This window comes from Amycolatopsis sp. NPDC104775, from assembly GCF_055583325.1.
On the sequence record NZ_JBVJOE010000002.1, the window covers coordinates 68,191 to 94,373 of the forward strand.

Consider the following 26,183-nt stretch of genomic DNA (forward strand, 5'->3'; position numbering starts at 1 on the left):
CGGGAATCCCGCCCCACCACCGTTTACCATCCCACCCATCGTCGGTTCAGTAGCGCCGCAGCTGATCTGCCAGCTGCCTGGCGGCCTCCTGTTGTTGCGGGGTAAGCGATCGCGTGGCGTTCGCTTCGGCTCCGCAGAATTTGTCGGTGGCCGGGCGGGTGCCGTGGACGAGGTAGTCGATGACGGCGTTGAAGCCGCAGCTGTTCAAATAGGGGAGGCCGACGCCGTGGCCGCCTTGGTCGACAGTGACCATTCGGGCTCGGTCGCCGAACGCTTCGCGGGTGTCGAGCGCACCGGACAGCGGAGTCGCCGGGTCGCGCATGTTCTGGACCAGCAACAGGTTCGACGGGCCTTGGTCACTGAACTGCACTGGCGGTTCGAGCGGCTGCTTGGGCCAGCGCGCACACGGCCAGACGTTCGCCGTCGCGCCGCCGAGCATCGGATAAGCCTCCCGATCCGCCGCCACGTTCCGCTGGTAGGTCGAAAGCGAGCGGGGCCAGGCGTTGTCCCCGCACAGCACCGAGAGCATGGTCGACCGTTCGTTCTGCACCTGGACGGTGCCGCTCTGCGGCAGCGAACCTGCCGGGGCGTCCTGGCCGTGGAGAAGGGCTTGCCACGTCTGGGCCAGCTTGGGGAACGTCAGCGTCTGGTAGCTCAGGCTGTGCGTGGCCAGCCGGAAGAGCGAACCGTCGATTTTCCCCACCGGGTGCTGGTCGAGCTGATCCGCGAGCGTGAAGAAATTCGCGGTGACCTCAGCGGGCGTCCTGCCGAGCCCGTAGCTCGCATCGCGCGCGGCGGCCCATTTCGCGAAGTCCGGGAAGCGGTCTTGCATTCCTTCGGCGAACCGCCGGGCGGTGGTGACGTCGACGCCGGTCGGCCCGACGACGCTGTCCAGCACGAACCGGTCGGTCCGGTCTGGGAACAGTGTGGCGTACGCTCCGCCGAGGTAGGTGCCGTAGGACAGGCCGAAGTAGGAGATCCTCTGCTCGCCGAGGGCGGCGCGGATCTGGTCCATGTCCCGCGCGGTGTTCGCCGTAGTGATGTAGGGCAGGATCGGTGCGGACGGCGAGGCGGCGCATCGTTGCGCGATCTGCGTCGCGGTCGCCGAGGCGCGGACGACTTCTTCGCGGTTGTGTGCATATTTCGGGACGAAGACGAGCTGGTCCGGAGCGAGATCGCAGCTCACCGGCGTGCTGTGGCCGACCCCGCGCGGGTCGAAGCCGATCAGGTCGTACTCGGCGAGCAGGCTGGTCGGCGCTCCGAGGTTCGCCCAGGTCAGCGGGAAGGCCAGCCCGGGTCCGCCGGGGCCGCCCGGATTGAACAGCAGCACTCCGCGTCGTTTGGCCTTGTCGGTGCTGGGCTGCCGGGAAATCTCGATGCTGATCTTCTTCCCGGCTGGCTGCTGGTAATCCAGCGGCACTTCGAGCGACGCGCATTCCAGCGTCGGGGCAGCGACGTCGGCCGGGCACGCGCCCCAGCTCACCGCGGATTTCGCGGGAGACGCGTACGCCGGAACGGCGGTTGCGCTCAGCGCCACTGCCGCCAGCACGACGAGCAATTGTTTTCGCACGGGTTTCCGTCCTTTGCCGAGATCAGATGAACTCAGGAAGCTGAAGGAAAAGTGCACGAAACCAAGCTGTGTTCGCGGGCACCGCGGTTCAGCCGCCGGACGGACTTGCTTCCGGTCGCGTCCCCGCGGAGACGTCGAAGATCGAGAGCGACGCCGACATTACTCCGATCTCCCCGGTGCCGGAAGGGGGATCAGCGGCGCGGTTCCCAGCGGAATAGTCGAGTCGCCAGCGTGCCGCTGAGAATCAGCCATGCCGCGATCGGGCCGAGCAGGACGAGCGAATCGGCTGCCGAAGCCGTGCCATTCCAGGAATTCAATACGAGTTCGGTGGCCGCGCCGCCGGGCAGAAGACGTTTCAGGAGGGAAAGCTGTTCGGTGCCGGTGATTCCGATCCAACTTGCTACCGCGAGAACCGCGAGCGTGATCGGCAGCGTGGTGACCTGGGCGTGCTCCGGGGAGTTCGTGAGACCGGCGGTGGCCAGGCCGAGGGCGACCATCATGGCGATGGTGGCGACTACCGCGACCGCCAGCAGCAGCGGGTTTTTCGGCGGAGCGGTGACGGCACCGAGCACGGCGAGGATGACGCCGACCTGGATCGTGGTGATCGCGGTGATCGGCAGGAGCAGTCCGACGAGGATGCCGGAGTCGCTTGCCGCGGTAGAGCGCAGCCGCTTGAGGAACAGGTTCTGCCTTCGCGCGGCAAGGGTGGTGACGGTGGTGGTGTACAAGCCGATCGCGGTGATGAAGAAAAGCGTCAACGCGGCGATATAGTCGAGGCTTCCGAGTTTCGCGAAGGTTTCATGCCGGGAGATGAAGAAGGCGCTGAATGCGATAGGCAGGATCAGTGAAGTGACCAGTACTAGGCGATTCCGGAAAAGCTGAATCAGTTCGCCGCGGGCGATCGAGAGCATGGGTAAGCCTTTCGGTGATTACGCGTTGCCGATGGCGCGGAAGACGTCGTCGAGCCGCGTCGGCCCGGCCTCCAGTTCGGCTAGTTCCAGAGCGCGATCCTGCGCCCAGCCGAGCAGGGTGTGCAGATCCTTCTGCAGGCTGAAAGTCTCGATGAGGTACCGGCCGTCGTCTTCGCGGGTTGCTTGCAGCGGCGGCGCCGGTGCGTGTGGTGCCAGTCCGAAGCGGATGGTGGCGGGCAGCGTCCGGGTAAGTTCGGAGACGGTGCCTTCGCGGTTGAGCGTGCCCTGGTGCATCAGTCCGATGCGGTCGGCGCGCTGCTGTGCCTCTTCAAGGTAATGCGTGGTGAGGACGATGGTGGTGCCGTCCTCGCGGAGTCGTTCTACCGCGTCCCACAGTGCGTCGCGCGATTGGATGTCCAGGCCAGTAGTCGGTTCGTCGAGGAAGACCAACTCCGGCGTCCCGTACACCGCAGTGGCGAAGTCGAGCCGGCGCTTCTCGCCTCCGGAGAGTTGCGACACCTTCGTCGTGGCTTTGCGAGTGAGGTCAGTGATGCCGAGCAGTCGCTCGACGCTGTCGCCGCGCTGGGTCAGGCTGCCGATCAACCGGATCGACTCGCGCACGGTCAGGTCCGGCGAGAAACCGCTTTCCTGCAGCATGATTCCCATCCGGGGACGTACGGAAGCTCGCTCGCGCGGGTCCTTCCCGAATACCCGCACCGTGCCTGAGCTGGGCTTCCGGTGCCCCTCGACGGTCTCGAGCGTCGAGGTTTTCCCGGCTCCGTTCGTGCCGAGCAGCGCGTACAGTTCGCCGCGGGCGACTTGGAACGACAGGTCGCGCACGGCCTGGAAGCCGCCGTAGGTGAGGTTCAGCCGGTCGACGTCGATGACGGGGGTCGTGGACATGCTCCGATTCCAGCCGGGTTCCGCTGGTCTGGAGTAGTGCGGCCGCGTCAGCCGGAAACATGACGCTGCGTCACTGGTGGGCCCTCGGCGGCTGCGGCATGCTGGAGCCGAAGTCCGCGGCCGAAGCTGGAGCACCATGATCGAGATCCGTCCTCCGTGGACTCTCCGCACGGCCTGGGCCAGCGGCGCGGTCCGGGACCGGCTGCGACGGCTCAATCTCATGACGGTGATGCCGCCGCTGGTGCTCGTCGGGATCGCGCTGGTGGTCTTCGCCTCGAAGACCTGGTGGCACGTCGTCATCCAAGCGATCGGGCTGCTGGCCGCGGTGGTGGCCGCGGAACGCTGGACCGCAGGCGATTTTGTCCGCACCGCCCGTCCCTGCCTGGTGCTCACCGCGCTCGTCTGGCTCGCCGGAGCGCTCAGCGACAAGAGTGCGGCGTTTTACGGACTGACCATGGTCGGCTCGTTCCTGATCCCGCCGCTGGTGCGGCACCGGTTCGCCGCGCTGGTCGGCCTCACGGTGCTGACCGGCGCGATCGGCGCGGTCAATCCGCTGGTGTGCGAAGACAAGGTCGGCGGGCGGCTGCTCTCTTTCGTCGTGTCCCCGGCGATCGCCGCGGTGCTGGCGACCGTGTTCATGTTCGCCAGCCAGAAGTTCTACGACCTGGTCGTGGAACTGGAGGAGTCGCGGGAGAAGGAAGCCGAGCTCGCGGTGGTCCGGGAGCGCGTACGGTTCGCCAGCGAACTGCACGACATTCAGGGCCACACGCTGCACGTGGTCAAGCTGAAAGTCGCGCTCGCGGAGAAGCTGCTGCATCGGGATCTCGAACGCGCGCAGGAGGAATTGCGCGAAGTGCACGCCCTGGTCGGCGAAACCATCGTGCAGACCAAGGAACTCGCTTACGCCCAGCGCCGGCTCAATCTGTCCGCGGAGCTGGAGAACGCGAAGAACCTCTTCGAGGCGGCCGGGATCCACGTGCGGATCGATCGGTTGGCGGAGGTCGGCACCGGTGCGGACGAGTTGCTCGGCCAGGTCCTGCGCGAGACCACGACGAACATTCTCCGGCACGCGCAGGCCCGGCAGGTGCGGATCACGTTGACCGAAGCGGGGATCACGATCGTCAACGACGGCGTCGCGGACGGTGCCGAACCGGTACTGAGTGGACTGTCCACATTGGCGGACCGGCTGGCGGATCAAGGCGGGAAATTGACGGTGGAGCAGAAAGACGGCCGATTCGTGACGGCGGCGGCATTCCCGGAAAAGGCGTCGCGATGACGACCGTAGTGCTTGCCGACGACGAAGCCCTGCTCCGCAAGGCGATGGCCGCGCTGCTGCCGATGGAGGACGAGATCACCGTGCTCGCCGAGGCGGAAGACGGCGAGGCGGCGGTGCGCGCCACGGTGGAGCATCGGCCGGACGTGCTGGTGATCGACCTGGAGATGCCCAAAGTGGACGGACTGGGCGCGGTCGCGCGGATCCGGCGGGAACGGCCGGAGCAGGTGATCCTGATGCTGACCCGGCATGCCCGGCCAGGGGTGCTGCGCAAGGCGTTGAAGCTCGGAGTCCAGGGATTCGTCAGCAAATCGGCGGAACCGGCGCACATCGCGGCGGTGATCCGGACGCTGGCCGAGGGCAAACGCTGGATCGACCCGGACGTCTCGGCGCTCGCGGTGGTGGACGATTGTCCGTTGACCGTGCGGGAAATCGACGTTCTACGGGCGACGCGGGAGGGATATTCGGTCGCGGACATCGCCGCGCAGCTGCACTTGGCTGAGGGAACCGTGCGGAACTACCTGTCGAACGCGATGCAGAAGACGCAGACGCGGACGCGGCACGAGGCGGCGCGGTACGCGCGGGAGCACGACTGGTTGTGAGTGCCTGTCGCGGCGAGAGCCGCGACAGGCACTCACGAGGTCAGCGGTTGGACGCCTTCTTCACGAACTTGCCCAAGTCCTTCGACTGCTGCACCCGGGACGGTTCGTGCACGTACATCATGTGCCCGGCCGGGTAGTAAGCCGTGTCGATGTTCTCCCGCAGTTCCTCCGGAATCTTGAGTTGCGCGAGCACGTACTCGGACGCGTAGTACGCCGTCGCGCCGTCGTAATGCCCGAAGGCGACGTGGACCTGCAGATGCGGGTTGGCGCGCATCGCCGCGCTCAAGGTGTCCACAACGGACACCGAACGGCCCTCGAACTCCTTGTAGGACCAGGCCTTGAACACCTCGGTGGACAGGATCTCGTACGGCAGGTCGTTCTCGTAGCCGAGTTCGGCGCGCACGTAGTGGTTGAACCCGGCGGAGTAGGCGCCGATGATCCGCGAAACCGAGGGGTCGTCGCTCATGTGCTCGACACCGCCGTCCGGCTCCCACGTGGTGAACCGGCCGTCCATCCGGCCGACGGTCTTGCCCCGGTCACGCAGCAGCTCGGTGAAGAACCGGACGTGCTCGATCCGCAGGTTTACCCGGTCCACATAGGACTCGCTGAGCCCGGTGAGCGACGCGAGCGTCTGCACCGTCTCGGTACGGTCCTGAGTGGACAGCCGGGCACCGCGGGAAAGCGCCCACGGCAGTTCCTTCGAGGCGAAGTCCTCGGCGTCGGCGAGCACGTCGTCGAGCGGACGGTCGCCGTGAAGGCCGTGGTAGTGCGCGATCGCCGCGTACGTGGGCAGGTACAGCGAGTACGGCAGATCATTGCCCTCGTGGAAACGCAGGGTGCCGAGGTCCAAAACGGACGAGATGAGCATCAAGCCGTTGAGGTACAGGCCGTAGCGCTCCTGCAGATGCCCGGCCAGCGCGGCCGCGCGCAGCGTGCCGTACGACTCGCCGGCCAGGAACTTCGGCGACAGCCACCGCTGGTTGCGCGAAACCCACAGCCGGATGATCTCCGCGATCGATTCGACGTCGCCCTGGAATCCGGTGTAGGGCTGGGATTCGCCGCCCTCGGTCACCCGGGAGTAGCCGGTCTGGACCGGGTCGATGAACACCAGGTCGCTGTGCGCGAGCAGGCTTTCCGGGTTGTCCTCGAGCCCGTACGGCGGCGGCACCGGGTCGTTGACGTCGCCGGACAGCACCCGGCGCGGCCCGAGCAGGCCCATGTGCAGCCAGATGCTGGAGGAACCGGGGCCGCCGTTGAAGGCGAAGGTGACCGGCCGGGTGCCGGGGTCGGCGTCGTCCAGGGTGTAGGCGGTGAGGAAAACCTCGGCCTTGGGCTGGTGGCCCTCGGACTTGCCGTCCTTTTTGACCTCTTGGCGGAGCACGATCCGGCCGGTCTGGGCGGTGTAGGCGAGCTTGCGCCGTTTGACGGTGAGCGTGTGCTGCGTCGTCACGAGGTCGTCGACGGGCTCGGCGGCCTTCGTCTCCTCGTCTTGGGGCTTCTCGGCGGTCTCGTCCGCGGTGGTGTCGGCCATGGCCCCAACCTATCTGGTGACCCGGTTAGATTGGCGCAATGCGCACGTTCGCCGACCTCGACGCTTCCCTGGTCGAATGCCGTGCGTGCCCGCGGCTGGTCGAGTGGCGCGAAGGCGTGGCCGGGACGAAGGCCGCGTTCGCCGGGGAGCGGTACTGGGCGCGGCCAGTCCCGGGTTTCGGCGCGGAGGACGCCGCGCTCGCGGTGGTCGGGCTCGCGCCGTCCGCGCACGGGGCCAACCGCACCGGCCGGATGTTCACCGGCGATCCGTCCGGCGACTTCCTCTTCCGCGTGCTGTACGAGGTCGGTCTCGCGTCCCAGCCGGTGTCAACGGCCATCGGCGACGGGCTCACGCTGCGCGGCACCCGGCTCGTCTCGCCGGTCCGCTGCGCGCCGCCGGAGAACCGGCCGACCCCCGCTGAGCGGGACACCTGCCGGCACTGGCTGGCCGACGAACTGGACCTGCTGCGGCCGAGCCTGCGCGCGATCGTCGTGCTCGGCGCGTTCGGCTGGCAGGCGCTCCTGCCAGTGCTTTCGGCCGCGGGCTGGCCGGTCCCGAAACCGCGGCCGGCATTCGCGCACGGGGCCCGGCTGCAGCTCGGTGACCTGGCGGTGTTCGGCTGTTACCACGTGTCACCACGCAATGTCCAGACCGGTCGTGTGACACAGCCCATGGTGGTGACCGCGTTCACCGCCGCGGCCTCGGCGGCTGGGCTCATCTGAATCGTGACAACCAGCGTGGCGATGCTGGTCACAGCGGGGTGGGGTACCCGAGCGAAGCAGCTTCGGAAGTGCGACTATAGGTACATGGCTGCTGCGAAGTCGGAACCGACTCGGATCCTCGTCCTCGGTGGTGGATACGTCGGCCTGTACACCGCGTACGGGCTTCAGAAGATGCTGCGCGCCAACGAGGCCTCCGTGACCGTCGTTGACCCGCAGCCGCACATGACCTACGCCCCGTTCCTGCCCGAGGCGGCGGCCGGCGCGATCGAGCCGCGGCACGTGGTCGTGCCGCTGCGCCGCGTGCTGAAGCGCTGCCACGTGCTGACCGCGCGGGTAACGAAGATCGAGAACGAGCGCAAGTCCGTCACCGTCGAGGCGGCCGACGGCCACATCGAGACGCTGAACTACGACGTCCTCGTGGTCGCGCTCGGCGCCGTCGCGCGGATCCTGCCGATCCCGGGCCTCGCCGAGGAAGGCATCGCCTTCAAGACCATCGGCGAAGCGATCTACCTGCGCAACCACATCATGACCAAGCTGGACGAGGCCGCCAGCACGCTCGACCCCGAGCTGCGCAAGCGCCTGCTCACGTTCACCGTGGTCGGCGGCGGGTTCGCGGGCATCGAAGCGCTGGCCGAGCTCGAGGACATGACCCGCTTCGCGGTCGAGAACTACTACCCGAACATCAAACCGGCGGACATCCGCTGGGTGATGGTCGAGGCGGCCGGCCGGATCCTGCCCGAGGTGCGCGAGACGCTGGGCGTGTACACGGTGCAGCAGCTGGAGAAGCGCGGCATCGAGGTCTACCTGTCGACCGCGGCGAAGTCGTTCGAAAACGGCCACGTCGTCCTCTCGGACGGCACCGAGTTCGACACCGACACGATCATCTGGACCGCGGGCGTGAAGGCCAACCCGGTCCTCGCCGGCTCGGACCTGCCGCTCGACAAGCGCGGCCGCGTCGAGGCCACCGCCGCGATGCAGGTCGTCGGCCACCCGGACGTCTGGACCGCCGGCGACAACGCGGCCATCCCGGACCTGTCGCGCACCGAACAGGACCCGACGGCCACCTGCCCGCCGAACGCCCAGCACGCGGTCCGCCAGGCCCGCCTGCTGGCGAAGAACATCATCAAGGTGATCCGCGGCGGCCAGCCGAAGGACTACTACCACAAGAACCTGGGCGCGGTCGCGAGCCTCGGCCTGCACAAGGGCGTCGCGGACGCGCTGAACATGAAGATCAAGGGCTTCCCGGCGTGGCTGTTCCACCGCGCGTACCACCTCAAGGCGATGCCGACGTGGAACCGCAAGATCCGCATCCTGTTCGACTGGATGCTCGGGGGGTTGTTCCGGCGGGAGGTTATTTCGCTGGGGCAGATCAACAACCCGAAGGAAGAGTTCAACCGGGCTAGCAAGGGCTGAGGTTCTTCTCGAGTCCTCTGGGCTCTTTGGGGTTCGCTGGCTTGTGGATGAAGCCGGGTCGCTCGTTGGGCGGCCCGGCTTTGTTGTGGGTGGGGGTGGGTTCGCTAGGGTGGGTGGGCCCCCGTAGCCCAATTGGCAGAGGCAGTCGACTTAAAATCGACCCAGTGCGGGTTCGAACCCCGTCGGGGGCACTGGTTTGGCTGGTCAGTGACTCTTCCGAAGTCTGATCAAGAGCAATCCCCGGAATTGCCGGAGTCGAGGCACCTGCTTTCCAGTGTGATGGCGTTGGTTGGTGAGACCGTGCACCTAGGGTCGCGTCCGCGAAGAAAAGAAGTGTCCTCGCCGGACGGGCAGGTCTCCGAGATGGCTGGGAGTGCGCGGACGTTGCGTTCGTGAGTGACCTGCCGCCATCTCGTCGACCTCCCCGAGGGCTATCACGTCGCGTCAAGGGGGCAGTTCGGTTGGCACGCTGCGGATCGTGGGAAGGTGCCCCCTTGACGCGACGTGATCGGGCTACGCCAGGTCGACGAGATGGCGGTGAGGTCACCCACTTGTAGGTGGAGAGAAACGAAATCGTCCCCCGCCTCGACTGTGTGGCATCAGGTCGGAAGACGATCGGATCTCGTTCAGGCCAAACGAAGTGGGTGGTGCGAAGTGAACTACTTAACCAAGGACATTGGGCCGACTACGGGACCAACCCCACCTCAGTGCTGATCCGTCCCTGCTCCAATGCGATCACCGTCTGCGCCCGGCGCACCGTGGCTGGGCGGTGGGCGATCACCAGCAGGGCGCACTCCCCAGCCACCTGATCCAGCGTTCGCGCGAACGCTGCCTCATTGGCCGCGTCCAACTGGGACGTTGGCTCGTCCAGGAGCAGCAGTTCTGGGCGCGCCAGAAGGGCTCGGGCGATGGCCAGGCGTTGGCGTTGGCCGCCGGAGAGCATGGTGCCGTGTTCGCCTGCGGGGGTTTCCAAGCCTGCCGGGAGGTGGTCTACGAAATCCGTGAGGTTGGTTTTCGCAAGAACGTCGCGGATTTGCTCATCGGTCGCATCGGGAGCGGCGTAGGTGAGGTTGTCGCGCAGTGTGCCGTGCAGGATCGGGGTCGTTTGTTCTACCAGGCCGATTCTTCGGCGGCATTCGGCGATCGACGGCTGGTGTCCGTTGAACAGGATGGTTCCGCGGTCTGGCTCGTAGAAACGCTCGATCAGCGCGAGGATGGTCGATTTCCCCGCCCCGGACGGGCCGACCAGGGCGACGTGGCCTTGGCGGGGCACGGTGAAGGACACGCCGCGCAGTACTGGGCGGTCGGGGTGGTAGCTGAACCAGACGTCGCGCAGTTCCAGTACTGGGGCGGAAGGCTGGGAGACCAGCGAGGTGGGGGCGTGGTCGGTTTCGATGGGGAGCTGGGTCATGTCGTGGACTCGCTGGAATGCGGCTAGTCCTTTTTGGATGATCGCGGCCAGTTCGAACAATCCGGCGCTCGGGACGGCGATGTAGCTGACGTAGAGCAGGAAGGCGACTAGTTCGGCCAGGGTCAGGTTTCCGTTGGCTACTTGGATTCCGCCAGTCACCAGGACCGCGATGAGGGCGCCGTGGGCGGAGAGGGTTACGGCTGGGCCGGCGATGGAGTTGAGGCGGGCGGCGCGGATGTTGTCCTGGTACGTCGTGCGGGCGTAGTGGCCGATGCGGGCGGTTTCCCGGTCTTCCGCTCGGGTGGCGCGGATGGTGCGGATGGCGCTGAGGGCGCGTTCCAGTTCCGCGGCCATCAAGCCTAGGTTGTCTTGCGCGTTTTCGGTGGCGTTTCGGATGCGTGCCAGCACGAACAGCGTGACGCCGCCGACGCCGCCGACGATGACCGCCACGATGCCGAACAGCAGGGGGCTCAGCCAGAGCATGGCGACGGTGCCGCCGATGACCACGAAGCTGCCGGTGAGCATTTCGACCAGGTCGTAGGCGAGGGTGTCGCGCAGGAGGGTCGTGTCGGCGGTCGTTCGGGACAGCAGGTCGCCGATCCGGTGTTGGTCGTAAAGGCGCATCGGCAGGCGCAGGAGATGGCTGATCAGGCGTACTCGCAGGCTCAGCACGACGCCTTCGCCGGAGCGTTCCAGCCAATACCGGCCGATCGTGTCGGCGACGGCTTCGGCGATGAACACGGCGACTAAGGCGGCCAAAAGCCAGCCTACTGCGCTGCCGGTGCCGACGGCGTCGATGGTTTGCATGGCCAGGATTGGTTGCAGTAAGCCAAGTCCGGCTCCGACTAGGGTAAATAAGAGCGCGACGGTGATGGTTTTGCGGTGTCCGCGGGTAGCAGTGAACAGATGGCGCAGGCCGACCCGGGAGCGAACGGCGGCCGTCTTAGGTGCGGTGAGGGTCATTCCGGGTGGTCCTCGGCGGTGAGGGGCGCGACGGTCAACAGCGGGGCGAAGTAGCCCGCGGGATGGATTTCATCGACAACTTTGCCGTCGGCTTCGACCCATGCGTGCGCGCTGAACGGTTGCGTGCGGACGCCGGTGCGCCAGGTCGGCCAGGTGCCGTGTGCGCGGCACAGCAGGGCGGTGGCGACGGAACGGAGCAGGCAGCCGTCGCCTGCGCAGCGCAGGCTGATCGCGACCACTGATCGACGCGCGGTGCGGGTTTGCTCGAAGGTGGCGGGGCGGGCACCTCGCCGGACGAAGCGGAGAATCGCGCAGAGATGTTTGGGGGACAACGCGGTCAGCACGGTGGCGAGGCCGACCATCAGCAGCGGCAGCGGTTTTCGGTGCAGGGGCAGGTGAATTCGACGCGGTACCACGGTCGGCTGGCTCACGACGGTTCGACCAATCCGGCGGCGAGCAGGCTTTCGGTCATGGTGGCGATGTCGGCTCGCACCCGGCTGGCGTCGACGTCGTATCGGGCGGCGAGGTCTGCGGCGATCTGGTCGGGGGTCTCGCCGGCGAGCAGGCGGCCGAGGGTGTGCGTGCCGGTCCGGTTGACCTGCCAATAGCTTCCGGTGCGCTGGTTGAGCAGGACCGAACCGTCCGGAGTGTCGGTGAGCGCGGTGTCAGGGTGCAGGTGCATGGGTCCTCCGTTCGGTCGCTGGCCGGGCGTCGGCGATCGCCCGCAGCCACATTTCGCAGCCGAGTGCGGTTTCCAGATGTGCTTCCACCTCGTCGTCCAGGCGCGGTTCGAGCAGGCAGGCGCGGAACGCGTCGAGGTCGAGCAGGCCGCGCGCGGCGAGTGCGCAGTCGGCGAAGTAGTCGAGCAGGTCGGGCACGTGGCGGTGCGCTTCGGCGTCATCGTCGTCCTGGTAGTCGCCCTTGGTGGTGCGGTCGAGGATGACGTCCGGGACCAGCCCGCGCATCGCGTCGGCGAGCAGCGGTTTGTACCGCCAGGGCGTGAAACGGTCGGAGGTCCGGACCGCGAGGGCGGCTTCGATGACTCGGTCGTCCAGATACGGGAGGTCGAGGGGGACGCCTTCGGCGGCGTACTCGCGCTGAATTTGCTGGCACAGCGGCCCCGCGGCGCGCAGGCTGGTCAGTGCTTCGTGCTGACCGCGATCGGCGGCCAGCGGGGTGGCCTCGTCCGCGACTTCGTACAGGACCCGGCGGGTCGTCGCGAGCGCGTCGCCGGTGGCCCACGGCGCGGCTCGGACCGGATCGGCCCAGCTCAGGTCTGGGGTCCCGGGCCGGGGCAGGGGGTCGGTGAGCTGGTCGGCCGACTCTCGCCACCAGTCTGCCCAGCTCTGCCGGTCGGCCAGTGCGGCCAGGGTGCGCGGCCACGACCACCGGCCGAGACTGCGGTAGACCCGGAGCTGGCGCAGGCCGGTGAGGGGGCGGCGGCGGACCAAGGTGTGCAGGTAGCTGGGCGACGCGCTGAAAACCTCGTCCCCGCCGTGCCCGGCCAGATGCAGTCCGGAGCCGTGTTCGGCGAGGATGCGCACGCCGTGGGCGGAGCCGTTCAGCCCGCGGGTCATCGCCCATGGTGCTTCCAGATCACCCGTCTTATAGGGCGGTGCGAACAACGCGGGAGCGCTGTCGTCGGACTGTTCCAAATGCTCGACCCCGGGGAGCAGCTGTGCCGCCGCGGCGGCGAAGATCGGATCGTCGTTGGCGACGCTGCCCCCGGTCCACCGGAAGGTGAACAGGTCGGGAGTCTGCTCGGCGGCGAGGAAACACAGCGTGGTCGAGTCCATTCCGCCGGACAGGTCCAGCGACAACCGGCCCTGGGCAGGACGCCGGACCGCGACCGATTCCCGCAACGCGGCGCGGACCGCGGGAGCGCCTTTGCGGATCGGCAGGACGGGATCCGGCGGGTGCCACCAGCGCACCGTGCGGGCTGGTTCGTCGTCGGTCAGCACGACAGCGGAATCCGGCGGCACCGAGTGCACCCCGCGCCACCAGCATCTCTCGATCAGCGGCGGGAGCAGCTGCATTTCCGTCAGGTGCGCGGCGAGAAGATCCTCGTCCAGGTCCGCGCCGGTCATCTCGGCCAGCACGTCGGCGCGGGTGCCCGCGACCGGGACAGAGTCGATCCGGGTGTGGAAGGCGCGGCGCAGGTTCGCGAGAGTGCCCTGCAACCGGACTTGCCCGTTCACCGACGCGATGAGGTGCGCGCTCCCCGGCAGAACGCGGGCCAGCGCGTCCACGTCGGCCGCGGTGCGCAGGCGGGCGGCGTAGGCGGTCAGCCGTTCGACCGGCATCGGGCAGAACCCGAACACGGCGACGCGGGCCCGGCCCGCGATGGCGACCTGGATTTCCCCCGGCTCCCAGCGTCCGGCCAGCCATGGCCGTCCGGAGGAATGGAACAGGACGCTGGGCCGCCGGTACGGAACCCGCGGCAGCAACGCGGTGCCGCCCGGGGAATCCGGGAGGACGACAAGACTGCTCGACAAAGCGTTCATCGGACCACCGGACGGGATCGATTTGGCGGAAGAACGGGTCAGCGCAGCGGGTAACGAGTGCTGCGGGCTCGGTAGAGCTGACGTCCGAGCCAGCGGCTGTCGCGCGGGCCCCGGCCGAAGCGGCGGGTGTCGGCGGTGAAACGTCCGGCCGCTGATGCTTTAGGGGCTTGGTAGTGCGGGGGAAGGGTTTTCATGAAAACCAGCCCTCTGCTCAGCTTGTTCCGCTGGTGAGTGATGGAATGACGAACGTGGCTGAAGACCGGTTGACTCGACCTCCAGCCACGTCAGCTCAGCTCAGCGGGCGGCGGCAGACGCTACCCGCGAAGGGATCGCCTGCTCAGCGGCGACGACGCCCGTGCCGGCGGTGGTCGCGTCCGCCGCGGCGCAGCCGCCGGGTGTCGGTCGCGAAGCAGCCGACAGAGGATGCCTCGGGGGCTTCGTAGCGCTCGGGAAGTGTCTTCACAGAAATCAGTCCTCCTCTGTTCGCTCTTTCTTCGGGGAATTACTTATGGGTTCGATAGCGATCGCTGATGAACTTTCCGGAAGTGCGAAGTCCTCCGCGCAGAAGACGCTAGCAGGATTGCCCGGTGCTGACACTCGGACGTTCAGTCGAATCAGTTGGGCCGACGGCGATGTGGATTTTGTTTTTATGAACAATATGCGGAAGAGTGCATCCCGTGCGCGAAATGCTTCTGGACGCGTACTGAATTCCGAAAAGGGGATGGCGGCGGTTCCCGCGTGCGCTCGGGGAATGACTGGCGGTCGTCTTCTCCGGTGCGGTATAGCCGGGCGAACATGTCTCCGGTGGCAAAGAGCATTGGTCAGGCATTCCGGACTTTCTTAGCCTGGCTGCGGGTCGACGGCGGTCTCCAGGCTGGCGTCGGACGCACGCTCGAAGGAGAGCCGAGATGACCGAATGCCATCCTGTCACCGCCCAGTCACCGTCCGGTCCGGTCATCGGCTCTCGCGGTGACGACGGCCTGCTGCGGTTCCGTGGCGTGCGATACGGCACCGCCGAACGGTTCCAGCCGCCGCGACCGGCCGAGCCGCGTTCCGACGCCCGGCTCCCTGGGCCGATCTGCCCGCAGCTCGATTCCCGGCTGGAAGCCGCGATGGGGCCGCCGCAGGATGAACCGCCTCAGTCGGAGGACTGCCTCAACCTTGCCGTCGTGACGCCGGGGCTGACCGGGACGCGTCCAGTGCTCGTGTGGTTGCACGGCGGCGGCTTCTTGAGCGGCGGCGGCACGCTTCCCTGGTATGACGGCGGACGGCTCGCCTCGGACGGTGACGTCGTGGTGGTGTCGGTCAATTACCGGCTGGGGGCGTTCGGTTATCTGGTCTGCGAAGGCGTCAGCGAGGGCAATCTCGGCTTGACGGACCAAGTGCTCGCGCTCGAATGGGTGCGCGACAACATCGCGGCGTTCGGTGGCGACCCGGGAAACGTCACCGTATTCGGGCAGTCCGCGGGCGCGCTTTCGACGCTCGCCTTGCTGTCCATGCCGGACAGTCGTCCGCTCATCCGGCGGGCGATCGTCCAGAGTTCTCCGGATCCCGGGATCATCCAGAAACGCGATGTGGCACTTGAGATCGGCCAGTATTTCGTCGATGCGGTCGATGGCGATCCGGTCAGTGCTTCGGTGGATCAATTGCTGACCGCGCAGTCGCGCACGCTTCGATGGAACGCTGCGAAGGACCCGACGTCGACCCGGCCGCCATTCGGGATCGTCGACCTCGAGGTGCGATTGTCTGATCCATTGCCGGACTTGATGATCGGGTACACCACGCGGGAGTGCGAGGCGTTCGCGATCGGGGTTCAAGACGACGGGATCCGGCAAGCGATCGCGGACCAGACCGAGTCGCTTTTCGGCCGCCCGGCGCGTGATTTGGCGCGGCAGTACGACGGGACTGTGTACTCCTACGAGTTCGGCTGGGCTCCGGAACACGGCGGTTACGGTGCGATCCACTGCCTCGAACTGCCCTTCCTGTTGGGTACCAGGGAATCGTGGCGCGGGAGCCCGATGCTGGGGGAAACGAACTGGGCCGAGGTCGAACGTCTCGGTGCCCAGATGCGCTTGTGGTGGAACGAATTCGCGCGCTCGGGCTCGCCGGGCTGGGGAGGCGCGAACCTCCGGATCGAAAATCCTTCTCACGCACTGGAGAACACGCCATGACCAAGCCCGGCATCCACTGGCCAGTCGTCCTGCTCTGTTTCCTCGCGGTCCTCCTGGACGGCTTCGACACTGCCGCACTTTCGTTCACGATCCCGACGCTGTCTCACGAATGGGGCAGCGCACCTGCCGCCTTCACTCTGCCGCTCGTGCTGACCAATATCGGGGTGGTTGCGGGCTATCTGGCCGCGGGTTACGTCGGAGCCCGGATGAAGGCCCGGTCGGTGGTGCTCACCGGCGTTCTGATCTTCGCGGGCGCGACCGTGCTGACCGCGGTGATCCTGCACCTGAAATCCATGCCGGTCTTCGCCGCGACGCGCTTGGTGACCGGGCTCGGACTCGGGCTGGTGCTGCCGGCCGGGGTCGCGCTCGCGACGAAACACAGCGCGGAGGGTCGCCGGGAGCTGGTCTCCGTTGCCGTGACCCTCGGCCTCGCTTCCGGAAGCAGTCTCGGCGGGTTCTTCGGCGGCAAACTGCTGCACAGCGTCGGGTCGGCCGGGGTCTTCTACGTCGCCGGGCTGGCACCGTTGCTGCTGGCCGCGGTGATGGCCGTGGCGCTGCCCGCTCAAGAGCCTCCGGTCGCGAGCAGCGCGAAGCAGGAAGCCAAGGTGAGCAAGCTGTTCGGCCCGGGGTTGCGCTTGCCGACCTCGCTCATCTGGGCGTTTTCGTTCCTCATCTTCATCACCGCGTACGTGTTGATCTCCTGGGTCCCGACTCTTCTCACCGGCTACGGCTTCGCCGCGGGGAAGGCTCCGCTGGGGCTCGCGTTCCTGACTCTCGGCGGGATCGCGGGCGGCCTGGTGCTCATCCCGCTGGCCGCGCGGATCGGGATCGCCCGCGCGCTGATCCTGATGCCCGCCATCGGGGCGGTGTGCATGGTTCTCGTCGCGACGGTGCCGGTCGACGAGACTCTGCTGTTCGTGCTGCTGGCGGGTGCCGGTTTCGGGGTCACCGCGGGACAGATCGGCCAGCTCACCCTGGCGGTTTCGATCTATCCCTCGGACACTCGCATCACCGGAGTCGGCTGGGCGGCGGCGCTCGGGAGGATCGGGTCGATCGTCGGGCCGGGCGTCGCGGGCGCGCTTCTCGCGCTCGCGTTGTCCGCCCAGACCATCGTGTTGGTGACTGCCGTTCCGGTGCTGGTGGCGATCGCTTGCGCGGTCGGGCTCAGCCGGGTGCGGCCGAAGGCGAGGAGGCAGCCTGATGGCGCATTGGTTCGATCTCGGTGACGTCGCGGTAGTTCCCCTGATCGAGGACGCCCGGCTGCTGATCGAGCCCGGGGAGTTCTTCCCGGGACTCGAACCGGACCTGGCGGACTGGTACGCCCAGGAGCCGTGGTTCGACCGGGCGGCGGGGAAGCTGGTCTTCGTGATCCAGTCGTTCCTCGTCTGCTCCGCGGACGAGGTGCTGGTGGTCGACGCGTGTGTCGGGGCGGGGAAGCACCGTCGGCGCGCGGAGTTCGATCAGTTGCCGGACCGGTGGATGCGGCAGTTCCGCGCGACCGGGCTGCGGCCGGAGGACGTCGACGCGGTGGTGTTCACCCATCTGCACACGGATCACGTCGGGGCTGCCACTGCCGAGCGTGAACTGGTGTTTCCGCATGCCCCGCACTTCGTGGTCGAGGAGGAGTTCCGCTACTGGTCGAGTGAAGCCGGTGGGGCGGCGATGCGCCGGACTGGCGACTATTTCGCCGACAGCGTCCTGCCGATCGAGCAGGCCGGACGGTTGCGTTTCGTCGCCCCGGACGCGGAGGTGGGGAAGCACGCGGAGCTCGTTCCCGCGGCTGGGCATACCCCAGGGAGCGTGTGCGTGCGGGTGCGCGGCAGCGCTGGGACTGTGCTGCTTGCCGGGGACACGATGCATCACGGCGTGCAGGTCCGGCACCCGGAGTTGAGCACGCGGTACTGCGTGGAGCCGGGGAAGGCGGCGGAGGTTCGGGATCGCGTGCTGGAAGAAGCGGCGGTGAGCGGTGCGGTGCTGCTTCCGACGCATTTCCCGGTGCCGTCGGCGGGGCGGGTGCGGCGCGGCAGGGACGGGTATGGCTTCGAGTTCGCTGCCGACCTGACCCGGGCTGGGCAGTTCCGGTACCGGGAGTGGCTCGCGTAGCTGGGCAAAAGCCGTGAGGGGAACCCTGAGGGAATCAGATTCCCTCAGGGTTCCCCTCACGGACCGCTGAGTCCGCTACCGGGTCGACGCGGCGGCGGAGCAGGCAGAACACGTTCCCCTCCGGGTCGGCGAGCACGTGCCACGACTCCTCCCCGGTCTGGCCGACGTCGGCGGGCCGCGCCCCGGCCGCGAGCAGGCGTTCCAGTTCGGCGTCCTGGTCCCGGTCGGTCGGGTTCACGTCGAGGTGCAGCGGCAGTTTCGCCGGTTTCGGGTCGGTGCTGCGGCTGAGGATCAGCGTCGGCTGCGGGCCGCCGAAACCGGCTCCGGGCGGGCCGATCTCGAGGTCGTCGCCGTCCCAGCCGAGTTCGACGTAGCTGAGGACTTCGCACCAGAAATCACCCATCCGTTGCGGGTCGGCGCAGTCGAGGACGAGTTCGGTGATCCGGCAGGCCATGAGCGCGAGCTTAAGGCCGCGCGGCTGCCCAGCCCACCGAATTCCGGTTGGTGCGCGCGGAGAGATCTGCCGCCCCGGATTCGTCCGCGCGCACGAACGTACTGCCCGGGAAACCTCCTAGGGTCGCCAGCAGCGAGGCGAGGAGGCAAGCATGCGGACACTGCTGCGTGGCGGTCGCGTCATCGACCCGGCTACGGGCTTCGACGGAACAGCCGACGTGCTGATATCCGACGGCGAGGTGCTCGCGGTCGGACCGGGACTGCCGAGTGCGGACGACCAGGTCGAGATCGACGTCGCCGGGTACGTGGTCGGCCCGGGGTTCATCGACCTGCACAGCCACGTGCACACGATCGCCGGACAGCGGCTGCAGGCGATGGACGGCGTCACGACGGCACTCGACCTGGAGGCCGGATTGATGCCGGTCGAACGGGCCTACGCCGAGGCCGCCGCGGCGGGGCGTCCGCTGCACTACGGCTTCTCGGCCTCGTGGGGTTCGGCGCGGGCGAAGGTGCTCGCGGGCATCGAGCCGGACGCGGACATCAACACCGGGCTTTCCGTGCTCGGCAATCCGGCGTGGCAGCGGTCCTCGTCGAAGACCGAGCTGGCCGCGTGGCTGTCGCTGGTGGAGGGTGAGCTGGCGGCGGGCGCGCTCGGCGTCGGCGTGTTGCTCGGGTACGCGCCGGCCAGCGATCCGGCCGAGTTCCTGGCTCTGGCGAAGCTGGCTAAGCAGGCCGAGGCTCCGACGTATACGCACGTCCGCGAGCTGGTCGAGGTCGATCCGGCCACGCCTGCCGACGGGTCGGAGGAGATCGCGATCGTCGCGGCCGAGACTGGCGCGGCGATGCATCACTGCCACGTCAACAGCACGTCCGGACGGCATATCGACCGCGTGCTCGCCGCGCTGGAGAAGGGCCGGTCCGCGGGCTCGCGGGTGACCGTCGAGGCTTATCCGTACGGCGCGGGCAGCACTGCGGTCGGCGCGGCTTTCATCTCGCCGGAGCGGCTGAAGATGAAGGGCCTCAACCCGTCGCGCGTGATCCTGCTGGAGACCGGCGAGCGGATCGCGGACGAAGGACGGTTGCTGCAGGTGCGCGCCGAGACCCCGGGGGCACCGTGCATCCTGGAGTTCCTCGACGAGGAGGACTCGGCGGATCGCGCACTGTTGCACCAGGCACTCGCCTTCCCGGACTCCATTGTCGCGAGCGACGCGATGCCGGTGTACTGGCCGAACGGGGCCAACGAATCCACCGAGTGGCCGCTGCCGCCGGGTGGCGCGACGCATCCGCGCACGGCGGGGACGTTCTCCAAGTCGCTGCGGCTGATGGTGCGCGAGGCCCGGGTCTGGACCTGGCTGGAAGCCTTCCGGCGCTGCTCGTACCTTCCGGCGCGGGTGCTCGACGAGGTCGCGCCCGGCGCGCGGACCAAGGGCCGGTTGAACGTCGGTGCGGACGCGGACATCGTCGTCCTCGATCCGGCCGCGATCACCGATACCGCAACATATTTCGACTCGACCCGGCCCGCGGTCGGCGTGCGTCATCTGTTCGTCGCGGGAACCCCGGTCGTGCGTGATGGAGAACTGCTCACCGACGCGTTCCCCGGCCAGCCGTTGCGAGGTGAGCCGCGATGACCGAGTTCAACGTGGACGCTCTGCTCGCCGACATCGAAACGCTGGTGCGCTGCGAATCCCCGTCCTCAGACCTCGACGCGGTCGCGCGCAACGCCGACGTACTGACCGGTGTCGGCAAGGCATTGCTTGGCGTGGAGCCGGAGCGGATTGTCCTGGATGGACGGACGCATCTCCGCTGGCGGTTCGGTGACGGACCGGCGCGGGTGTTACTGCTCGGCCACCATGACACGGTCTGGCCGATGGGCTCGCTGGAGACGCATCCTTTTTCCGTACAGGACGGTGTCTTGCGTGGGCCGGGTTGTTTCGACATGAAGACCGGCGTCGTGATGGCGTTGCATGTCGCGGCTTCACTAGCAGACCGAAGTGGACTGTCCATTTTGATCACTGGCGACGAGGAGCTTGGCTCGCCGTCGTCCCGTGGACTGATCGAGGAAGAAGCGCGGGGCTGCGCGGCGGCGTTCGTGCTGGAGGCTTCGGCGGACGGCGGCGCGATCAAGACTCGGCGCAAAGGTGTTTCCCACTACCGGATCGAAGTGACCGGACGCGCCTCGCATGCCGGGCTCGAACCCGAGAAGGGGATCAACGCCGGGATCGAGATCGCGCACCAAGTACTCGCGGTCGCCGCGCTCGCTAGCCCGGAACGCGGGACCAGCGTGGTTCCGACGGTGCTGTCGGCGGGCACCACAGTCAACACCGTGCCAGCCGCGGCGGCGGTTGAGGTCGACGTGCGCGTGTGGGATGAAGAAGAGCAGCTTCGCGTTGACCGGGAAGTCCGTGCGTTGCAACCGGTGCTCGCCGAAGCCCAAGTACGGATCACCGGCGGCATCAACCGGCCGCCGCTGGACGCCGTTTCCTCAGCCGCCTTGTTCGGTCTAGCAAAGGAATTGGCTGCGGAACTCGGCTTGCCGGAATTGACCGAAGCGGCTGTCGGCGGGGCTTCGGACGGCAATTACACCGCGGGACTGGGCGTGCCGACGCTCGACGGTCTCGGCGCGGTCGGCGGCGGAGCGCACGCCGATCACGAACATGTCCTGGTCGAGGAATTGCCGCGGCGGACGGCGTTGCTGGCCGCGCTGGTGGAAAACGTGCTGACCAAGGGAAGTCCGTCGGTTCCGACGAATCCGGCGGACGATTCTGGTCGAGCCCGACGGTGACGTCGGCGGGGAAACCGGGAAAGGATCATCCCGTGACGAATCTTGCGATGAACACGGAAAGACCCGTCGCGGCGGAAACGTGCGACGAGGCGGTCGCGGCCGCTCGGGCGGCGGCCGCCGCCTCGGGGGTCGAGATCCGGGAAATCACCGAGATCGCCGAAATGAGCGCGGTCGGAGTGCTGTTCGAGACGATCTGGCGGTCCGCGCCCGGCACCCGGCCGGTGACCACGGAACTGCTGCGCGCACTGTCCGCGGCGGGCAATTACGTGGCGGGCGCGTTCGCCGACGGAGAAATGCTTGGCGCCTGCGTCGGCTTTTTCGGAAATCCGGGAAAAGGCAGTCTGCACAGTCACATCGCTGGGGTGGCCAAGGCTGGCGTAGGCCGCGGAATCGGGTACGCGCTGAAACTGCACCAGCGTGGCTGGGCGCTGGCGCAGGATGTCTCGGCGATCAAATGGACGTTCGACCCGCTGGTGCGCCGCAACGCCTATTTCAACCTCGGCAAACTCGGTGCGCTTCCGGTGCGTTATCTGCGAGATTTCTACGGGCCGATGGAGGACGGCATCAACGGTTCGGGCGACACCGACCGGCTGATGGTGTCCTGGGACCTGGCCAGTCCGACTGTGCGGACCGCCGCGTTCGGCGAACCGATCCGCACTGATGCCAAGGCCCTGCTCGGCCAAGGTGCGGCGGTAGCCCTCGAAGTGGCCGCGGACGGCGGTCCGGCCGCCGGCACCGCTGACGCCCCGGTACTGCTCGTCGCCGTCCCGCCGGACATCGAAGGCTTGCGCGGCACCGATCCCGCCCGGGCGGACGCGTGGCGGGCCGCGCTGCGCGAAACGCTCGGCGGGCTGATGGCCGACGGCGGGCAGGTGACCGGCTTCGACCGAACCGGCTTTTACGTGATCTCCAAGGAGGAGCAGTGAAACTCAGCGGTGTGGAACTGCGCCGGGTGCAGATGCCGCTCGTCGCCCCGTTCCGGACTTCGTTCGGCACCCAGTCCGTCCGCGAGCTCTTGCTGCTGCGCGCGGTCACGCCGGTCAGCGAGGGCTGGGGCGAATGCGTGACGATGGCCGCGCCGGTGTACTCGTCGGAGTACAACAACGGCGCGGAAGACGTGCTGCGGCAGTATCTGATCCCGGCGCTGCTCGCGGCGGACGACCTCACCGCGGCGAAGGTGACACCGCTGCTGGCGAAGTTCAAGGGCCACCGGATGGCCAAGGGCGCGCTGGAAATGGCGGTGCTCGACGCCGAACTCCGCGCGCACGAGCGGTCGTTCGCCGCCGAGCTGGGGTCGGTGCGCGATTCCGTCCCGTGCGGGGTCTCGGTCGGGATCATGGACACCATCCCCCAGCTGCTCGACGTCGTGGGCGGCTACCTCGACGAGGGTTACGTCCGGATCAAGCTCAAGATCGAACCGGGCTGGGACGTCGAGCCGGTGCGCGCGGTCCGCGAACGCTTCGGCGACGACGTGCTGCTGCAGGTGGATGCGAACACCGCCTACACCCTCGGCGACGCCCCGCAGCTGGCCAAGCTCGACCCGTTCGGCCTGCTGCTGATCGAGCAGCCGCTGGAGGAGGAGGACGTGCTCGGCCACGCCGAACTCGCCCGCCGGATCCAGACGCCGATCTGCCTCGACGAGTCGATCGTGTCGGCCCGCGCGGCGGCGGACGCGATCGCACTCGGCGCGGTCCAGATCGTGAACATCAAACCCGGCCGCGTCGGCGGGTACCTGGAGGCGCGGCGGGTGCACGACGTCTGCGCGGCGCACGGGATCCCGGTGTGGTGCGGCGGGATGATCGAGACCGGGCTCGGCCGGGCAGCGAACGTCGCGCTGGCCTCTCTGCCGAACTTCACCCTGCCCGGCGACACCTCGGCGTCCGGCCGGTTCTACCGGACCGACATCACCGAGCCCTTCGTGCTGGACGGCGGGCACCTGCCGGTGCCGACCGGACCAGGCCTCGGCGTGGCACCGATTCCGGAGCTGCTCGACGAGGTGACCACGGCAAAGGCGTGGATCAGTTCGTAGCCAGCTACGAATTCCGGAGGTAGATTTGGTCGGATCGGACCAGCCGGTCCCGATGAGGCCGGATCTACCTTCGGGGGGTGCTGACACCCGTGCCGAGCAAGCCGCACACGAGTCTGGGACGCGTCCTCGAAGCGCTCGGGGACGTGCTCCTCGAACCGGTCGCGGTCGGCCGCGACACGCGCCGCCACCTCGGCGGCGTGGTGATCCACGATCCGCACGACGACGCGGAGTTCCCGGCGCAGGCGGTGGTTCTCGGCGTCGGGGTCCGCGAATCCGGCGAGATCGCGCAGTTGCTGCGCGCCGTCGCCGCGCGGGGTGCGACCGCGCTGGTCGTGCGGTCGCCGGTCGCCGCTTCGGCTGAACTGGTGCGGGCGGCCAATTCCTCGGGGGTCGCGTTGCTCGGGCTCGCCAGCGGCGCGTCGTGGGCGCAGCTGGCCGCCATGCTCCGCACCTTGCTCGCCGAGGGCGACGTCGGCGACGTATCCCCGCAGACGCTCGGCGGGATGCCGTCCGGCGATCTTTTCGCACTCGCCAACGCCATCGCCGCGCTGCTGGACGCCCCGGTCACCATCGAGGACCGCAACTCGCGCGTGCTCGCGTTCTCCGGACGTCAGGACGAGGCCGACCCCTCGCGGGTCGAAACGATCCTCGGCCGCCAAGTGCCCGAACGGTTCACTCGCCGGCTGGAGAAGGACGGTTTTTTCGAGCGGCTCTACCGCGACCAAGGCCCGGTTTACTTCTATCCGGGAGACTCTTACGACGACGAGATCATCATGGTCCGGGCCGCGCTCGCGGTCCGCGCCGGAGACGAGGTCCTCGGGTCGATTTGGGCCGCTGTCGACAAAGAGCTCAGCGAAGAACGTACCGCGGCCTTGATCGACGCCTCGAAAGTCGTTGCGCTGCATCTGCTTCGCCTCCGTGCGGGGGCGGACGTCGAACGCCGGTTGCGCGCCGACCTGGTGAGCACCGCGCTCGAAGGCGGCTCCGGCGCGCAGGAAGCGATCGCGCGCCTGGGATTGCTGGGGCAGCCCACGATCGTGCTCGCCATGGGCTTGCTGGAGGCTCCCGACGACGACCTCCGGCTGGCCGCGGAACGCCAGCGGGTCGCCGACGCGTTCGCCATGCACCTCAGCGCCGTTCAGCCCCGATCGGCGGTCGCGCTGGTCGGTGACGTCGCGTATGGCATCGTCCCGATGCCCGGGAACCACGGCGATTGCCGCGAACGTTCGGCGCGCGTCGCGTCGACCTTCCTCGAACGGACCGGCCGCCGGGTCGCCGCGGCGATCGGCATCGGACCGCTCGCGCTCGACCCGTCCGGGCTGCGCGCGTCCCGCGACGGGGCCGACCGGGCGTTGCGGGTGTTGCTCACCAACGGCGGTTCGAAGCGGGTAATCACCGCCGAGGACGCGCACATCGAGGCGTTGATGCTGGAGCTGGCCGACCTTTCCGCGGCCCGCGGCGACGTCGCGACCGGGCCGATCGCGCGGCTGCTGGAGTACGACACCAAACATCAGTCCCAGCTGGTGCACACGTTGCGGTGCTGGCTCGATTCGTTCGGGGACATCAGCGCCGCCTCGGCCGCGGCGTACGTGCATCCGAGCACGTTCCGGTACCGGTTGCGCCGGCTCGCCGAGGTCGGCGGGATCGATCTCGACGACCCGGGGGACCGGTTCGCGGCGATGGTGCAGCTGCGTTTGCTGCCGCGCGGGGAAAAACCCGAAGAAGCCTGAGCGCGGCTTGCTCTCCGGGCACTGAAACTCCCGGCAACTTTCCTGCGAACGCGTCAACCCCGGACCCGGCCGTGCCCGAGACAATGGGAGACCGGCGGGAGGTTCTCGTTTCGCGCCGGAAAATTCCCGCCCGTCGCCGTTCGAGTCCACAGTAGACAGGAGGGCCATGGCCACCGCATCCGAAACGATCGCCCGCCGCGCCAAGGAGGTCGGCGTCGAGGTCCGGCTGCACGCCGCCGAGATCGACGGGACCCGCGGTCTCGGCATCGGCGAGGACGTCCCGGTCGTCCCCGCGTCGGTGTTCAAGGTCCCGATCGCGCTGGAACTGGCCCGCCAGGCCGCCGAAGGCACGCTCGACCTCGGCACCCGTGTCGCCGTCCAGCCCGGGCATCCCACCCCGAGCCCGTACGGTCTCGCCACCTTCCGCCACGAAGTCCTGATGTCCTGGCACGATTTGGCGATTCTGATGATCGGGATCAGCGACAACGTCGCCACCGACCTGATTCTCGCCGAAGTCGGCAAAGACGCGGTGAATGACACCTTGCGGCGTCTCGGATTCACGCAAACGGTCGTGCCGCAGGACTGTGGCGAACTGCTCGCCACCATCGGCGAAGACCTGGGCGTCTCTTACGAGGACGACGAACGAGCGCTCGCCGAACTCACTTACGAACAAGTCTCCGGGTTGCGTGCGCTGCAACCGGAAAAATCCTGCCGTACGACCGCCGCCGAAATGACCCGCTTGCTGGGACTGATCTGGCGCGACGAAGCGGCTCCGCCGGAGGCGTGCGCGGACGTCCGGCGCTGGATGGAACTGCAGGTGTGGCCGCACCGCCTGCGTTCGGGCTTCCCGGACGACGGTATCCGCACCAGCGGCAAAACCGGCACGTTGCCCGCGGTGCGCAACGAGGTCGGCGTGGTCGAGTACCCGGACGGCGGCCGGTATTCGGTCGCCGTGTTCACCCGCGCCGAGGATTCCCGGTCCCGGGTGCCCGAGCGCGACGCGTTCATCGGTTTCGCCGCGGCGACGGCGGTGGAGTCCTTGCGCTCGGCCTGATTCGTCGGAGCGGAGGAACTTTCCCCCGGCTCTCATCGATCCGGACGAACAAGTGACG

At 68.0% G+C, this 26,183-nt stretch carries 23 protein-coding genes and 1 tRNA gene; 14 read left to right on the plus strand and 10 right to left on the minus strand.

From position 1 onward, the window contains the following. Positions 1-46: 46 nt before the first annotated feature. From ACZ63D_RS09215 to ACZ63D_RS09225, 3 genes are all read right to left on the minus strand, one after another. The gene (locus tag ACZ63D_RS09215) at positions 47-1,570 is read right to left on the minus strand and encodes an alpha/beta hydrolase (RefSeq protein ID WP_465353792.1); all 1,524 of its coding nucleotides are present in this window, start codon (positions 1,568-1,570) and stop codon (positions 47-49) included. Positions 1,571-1,761: 191 nt separating this feature from the next. Beyond that, positions 1,762-2,481, minus strand: a complete 720-nt coding sequence (locus ACZ63D_RS09220; protein ID WP_465353793.1) for an ABC transporter permease — start codon at positions 2,479-2,481, stop codon at positions 1,762-1,764. 18 nt (positions 2,482-2,499) lie between these two features. Further along, entirely contained in the window at positions 2,500-3,384 is an 885-nt protein-coding gene (locus tag ACZ63D_RS09225) for an ABC transporter ATP-binding protein (RefSeq protein WP_465353794.1), read from the minus strand. Between the two features lie 136 nt (positions 3,385-3,520). On the opposite strand from ACZ63D_RS09225, the gene ACZ63D_RS09230 reads away from it, so the two are divergent. Beyond that, positions 3,521-4,660, plus strand: coding sequence for a sensor histidine kinase (locus tag ACZ63D_RS09230; protein WP_465353795.1), 1,140 nt, complete (start codon positions 3,521-3,523; stop codon positions 4,658-4,660). Continuing rightward, entirely contained in the window at positions 4,657-5,259 is a 603-nt protein-coding gene (locus tag ACZ63D_RS09235) for a response regulator transcription factor (RefSeq protein ID WP_465353796.1), read from the plus strand. Before ACZ63D_RS09230 ends, ACZ63D_RS09235 begins: the two co-directional genes overlap by 4 nt. A 40-nt stretch (positions 5,260-5,299) precedes the next feature. Here ACZ63D_RS09235 and ACZ63D_RS09240 read toward each other — a convergent pair whose 3' ends face one another. After that, entirely contained in the window at positions 5,300-6,790 is a 1,491-nt protein-coding gene (locus tag ACZ63D_RS09240) for a S10 family peptidase (RefSeq protein WP_465353797.1), read from the minus strand. Positions 6,791-6,828: 38 nt separating this feature from the next. Between ACZ63D_RS09240 and ACZ63D_RS09245 the strand changes: the two genes are divergently transcribed. The 3 genes from ACZ63D_RS09245 (at position 6,829) to ACZ63D_RS09255 (ending at position 9,116) form a co-directional block, all read left to right on the plus strand. Then, positions 6,829-7,512: a uracil-DNA glycosylase gene (locus ACZ63D_RS09245; RefSeq protein WP_465353798.1), complete on the plus strand. Its 684-nt coding sequence runs from the start codon at positions 6,829-6,831 to the stop codon at positions 7,510-7,512. A gap of 84 nt (positions 7,513-7,596) precedes the next feature. Further along, the gene (locus ACZ63D_RS09250; RefSeq protein WP_465353799.1) at positions 7,597-8,925 is read left to right on the plus strand and encodes an NAD(P)/FAD-dependent oxidoreductase; all 1,329 of its coding nucleotides are present in this window, start codon (positions 7,597-7,599) and stop codon (positions 8,923-8,925) included. Between the two features lie 117 nt (positions 8,926-9,042). Then, positions 9,043-9,116 (plus strand) — tRNA-Leu (locus ACZ63D_RS09255). 494 nt (positions 9,117-9,610) lie between these two features. On the opposite strand, the gene ACZ63D_RS09260 is transcribed toward ACZ63D_RS09255, so the two are convergent. From ACZ63D_RS09260 to ACZ63D_RS09280, 5 genes are all read right to left on the minus strand, one after another. Then, positions 9,611-11,299, minus strand: a complete 1,689-nt coding sequence (locus ACZ63D_RS09260) for an ABC transporter ATP-binding protein (RefSeq protein ID WP_465353800.1) — start codon at positions 11,297-11,299, stop codon at positions 9,611-9,613. Then, positions 11,296-11,730 (minus strand): lasso peptide biosynthesis B2 protein, encoded by a 435-nt coding sequence (locus tag ACZ63D_RS09265; RefSeq protein WP_465353801.1) that lies wholly within the window; start codon positions 11,728-11,730, stop codon positions 11,296-11,298. Before ACZ63D_RS09265 ends, ACZ63D_RS09260 begins: the two co-directional genes overlap by 4 nt. Then, entirely contained in the window at positions 11,727-11,981 is a 255-nt protein-coding gene (locus tag ACZ63D_RS09270; RefSeq protein WP_465353802.1) for a lasso peptide biosynthesis PqqD family chaperone, read from the minus strand. Before ACZ63D_RS09270 ends, ACZ63D_RS09265 begins: the two co-directional genes overlap by 4 nt. Beyond that, positions 11,965-13,803, minus strand: a complete 1,839-nt coding sequence (locus tag ACZ63D_RS09275) for an asparagine synthase-related protein (protein ID WP_465353803.1) — start codon at positions 13,801-13,803, stop codon at positions 11,965-11,967. Before ACZ63D_RS09275 ends, ACZ63D_RS09270 begins: the two co-directional genes overlap by 17 nt. A 337-nt stretch (positions 13,804-14,140) precedes the next feature. After that, entirely contained in the window at positions 14,141-14,266 is a 126-nt protein-coding gene (locus ACZ63D_RS09280) for a hypothetical protein (protein ID WP_465353804.1), read from the minus strand. 445 nt (positions 14,267-14,711) lie between these two features. Between ACZ63D_RS09280 and ACZ63D_RS09285 the strand changes: the two genes are divergently transcribed. From ACZ63D_RS09285 to ACZ63D_RS09295, 3 genes are read left to right on the plus strand one after another with little or no spacing between them, the layout of a single operon-like run. Further along, on the plus strand, positions 14,712-15,974 hold the full coding sequence (locus ACZ63D_RS09285; RefSeq protein WP_465353805.1) for a carboxylesterase family protein: 1,263 nt from the start codon (positions 14,712-14,714) through the stop codon (positions 15,972-15,974). Beyond that, the gene (locus ACZ63D_RS09290; RefSeq protein WP_465353806.1) at positions 15,971-17,200 is read left to right on the plus strand and encodes an MFS transporter; all 1,230 of its coding nucleotides are present in this window, start codon (positions 15,971-15,973) and stop codon (positions 17,198-17,200) included. The genes ACZ63D_RS09285 and ACZ63D_RS09290 overlap by 4 nt, the downstream gene beginning before the upstream one ends. After that, positions 17,175-18,077 (plus strand): MBL fold metallo-hydrolase, encoded by a 903-nt coding sequence (locus ACZ63D_RS09295; protein WP_465353807.1) that lies wholly within the window; start codon positions 17,175-17,177, stop codon positions 18,075-18,077. Before ACZ63D_RS09290 ends, ACZ63D_RS09295 begins: the two co-directional genes overlap by 26 nt. A gap of 34 nt (positions 18,078-18,111) precedes the next feature. Here ACZ63D_RS09295 and ACZ63D_RS09300 read toward each other — a convergent pair whose 3' ends face one another. Next, complete coding sequence (locus ACZ63D_RS09300; RefSeq protein ID WP_465353808.1) at positions 18,112-18,531, minus strand: VOC family protein; 420 nt, start codon at positions 18,529-18,531, stop codon at positions 18,112-18,114. Between the two features lie 151 nt (positions 18,532-18,682). On the opposite strand from ACZ63D_RS09300, the gene ACZ63D_RS09305 reads away from it, so the two are divergent. From ACZ63D_RS09305 to ACZ63D_RS09330, 6 genes are all read left to right on the plus strand, one after another. Beyond that, positions 18,683-20,158 (plus strand): amidohydrolase family protein, encoded by a 1,476-nt coding sequence (locus tag ACZ63D_RS09305; protein ID WP_465353809.1) that lies wholly within the window; start codon positions 18,683-18,685, stop codon positions 20,156-20,158. Next, positions 20,155-21,312 carry a M20 family metallopeptidase gene (locus ACZ63D_RS09310; RefSeq protein ID WP_465353810.1) on the plus strand — a complete coding sequence of 386 codons (1,158 nt, stop codon included), beginning with the start codon at positions 20,155-20,157 and terminating at the stop codon, positions 21,310-21,312. Before ACZ63D_RS09305 ends, ACZ63D_RS09310 begins: the two co-directional genes overlap by 4 nt. Positions 21,313-21,359: 47 nt before the next feature. Further along, positions 21,360-22,238, plus strand: a complete 879-nt coding sequence (locus tag ACZ63D_RS09315) for a GNAT family N-acetyltransferase (protein ID WP_465354733.1) — start codon at positions 21,360-21,362, stop codon at positions 22,236-22,238. After that, on the plus strand, positions 22,235-23,341 hold the full coding sequence (gene menC / locus ACZ63D_RS09320; protein WP_465353811.1) for an o-succinylbenzoate synthase: 1,107 nt from the start codon (positions 22,235-22,237) through the stop codon (positions 23,339-23,341). The genes ACZ63D_RS09315 and menC overlap by 4 nt, the downstream gene beginning before the upstream one ends. A gap of 77 nt (positions 23,342-23,418) precedes the next feature. Beyond that, complete coding sequence (locus ACZ63D_RS09325; protein WP_465353812.1) at positions 23,419-25,071, plus strand: PucR family transcriptional regulator; 1,653 nt, start codon at positions 23,419-23,421, stop codon at positions 25,069-25,071. 166 nt (positions 25,072-25,237) lie between these two features. After that, complete coding sequence (locus ACZ63D_RS09330; protein WP_465353813.1) at positions 25,238-26,125, plus strand: serine hydrolase; 888 nt, start codon at positions 25,238-25,240, stop codon at positions 26,123-26,125. The last annotated feature ends 58 nt before the right edge of the window (positions 26,126-26,183 follow it).